This is a genomic window from Paenibacillus sp. VTT E-133291, from assembly GCF_002264395.1.
GTDB classification, from domain to species: Bacteria; Bacillota; Bacilli; order Paenibacillales; family Paenibacillaceae; genus Paenibacillus_AQ; species Paenibacillus_AQ nitricinens.
On the sequence record NZ_NFVA01000218.1, the window covers coordinates 1 to 928 of the forward strand.

General features: G+C 53.8%; 1 protein-coding gene. It reads right to left on the reverse strand.

The window, feature by feature from the left end; genetic code table 11:
* The coding region (locus tag CA598_RS32585; protein WP_218832645.1) for a hypothetical protein at window positions 1-928 on the reverse strand (928 nt) is incomplete at both ends.

Here is a 928-nt window from a genome sequence, read left to right on the forward strand (position 1 = left end):
CGCTTCCGACATCATCGCGGGATTTCCTAACCCTTGTTCGCCCGCCGCTTGTATTTCGTTAAGGCGTTTCTCCATAGATGCGCGTTCGTTGAGGGCCTCCGTAAGATCCTTCGTTTTGGCTGTGAGCGTTTCGATATCCGCGGCAGATTGGTCGACTGGCGCTTTATCGAGTAGCGCGTTAAGTTCCTTCTGCGCCTTAAGCATGTCCTGCGTAGCTCTTGCGTCTTCTCCCTTTTTCGCAACTAACGCACCGATTCCGCCCGCCAGCGCACCGATAGCGACGATAGCCAATCCGATCGGTCCTGCGGATGCTCCTAGCGCCATCATCCCGGTCTTAATCAACGCGAATAGCGGTGGTAGCATTGTAAGGCCCGATACGAATAGCAGAACCCCGCCAGTTGCGGTAGCTAGCCCTGATACGAGCGCTTTGTTCTCCGTCACAAAATCCGCAATTCCGATTATTACGGGAGTCAAAGCCTCAAGCGTTTTCTGTACAACGGGAGTAAACGCCTCGCCGAGCGCGACGGAGGCACTATTGGTCGCCTGAGCGAAACGGTTCTGCGTACCGGTAAATCCTTGCATCGCTTCGTCCGCGTTCCCGGTAAAGATCGCACCCTCACGCATAAATCCGTAGTACGCCGCTTGGATCTTTTCTGCGTCCGTCAATCTGCCCGCTGTTGTTCCGATTGATTCCGCGTATTCCTTTTGCATAACGGAAAGGTTCTTTGTTACGCCGACCGCATCGGATAGTACGGAGTTACCGTTCTTAATGCCGTCGAGTGACGCCTGGATAGCGCCGCCCATCGTATAAAAAGACTGCCGATTATATGCGGCTGAGTCTGCGAGCGAGTTAATAAGCTTCGTAGACTCTCCGAGATCAAGTCCGGTTGACATCGCAGTCTTAAACGCTAGCACCGATTCAGTGAGC